Here is a 506-nt window from a genome sequence, read left to right as displayed (position 1 = left end):
AAGTACGGCATCAAGATCGATGCCGACGCCAAGGACACCCGCAATCACTTCACCAACGTGGCCAGCCTCGCGGCGTTCGTCACGGCCCGACAGGCAGCTTGAGACCGTACCATGCAAACTCGTGACGATATTTTCAACACCTTGCGCGACGCCCTGGTGGAACTGTTTGAACTGGAACCGGAACGCGTCACGCTCGACGCCAACCTGTACCAGGACCTGGAAATCGACAGCATTGATGCAGTGGACCTGATCGACCACATCAAGCGCCAGACCGGCAAGAAAATCGCCGCCGAAGAGTTCAAGGCCGTGCGTACCGTGAATGACGTGGTCGAGGCGGTCTACCGTCTGGTTCAACCGGCCGCATGAGCCGGCTGATCGGCCTTGGCCTGTTGCTGGCGGGGCTGCTGTACCCTTTTGCGGTGTATTACGGCACTGAGCATTTTGCCCCGTGGCAATTTGGCCTGCTGCTGGGCAGCCTGTGGCTGTTGCGCGCCCTGACCGGCGCC

General features: G+C 60.5%; 1 protein-coding gene and 1 pseudogene. Both read left to right on the top strand.

Annotated features, from left to right (window positions below; genetic code table 11):
* Positions 1-102: pseudogene (locus HX846_RS39895) on the top strand (acyl carrier protein); the annotation flags it as partial.
* A 9-nt stretch (positions 103-111) separates the two neighbouring features.
* A complete protein-coding gene (locus HX846_RS31570; RefSeq protein ID WP_003209389.1) occupies positions 112-366 on the top strand; it encodes an acyl carrier protein in 255 nt (84 codons plus the stop codon).
* The last annotated feature ends 140 nt before the right edge of the window (positions 367-506 follow it).

This window comes from Pseudomonas sp. K5002, from assembly GCF_013386655.1.
Classification (GTDB): domain Bacteria; phylum Pseudomonadota; class Gammaproteobacteria; order Pseudomonadales; family Pseudomonadaceae; genus Aquipseudomonas.
This window is presented reverse-complemented; position numbering and strand designations above follow the sequence as displayed.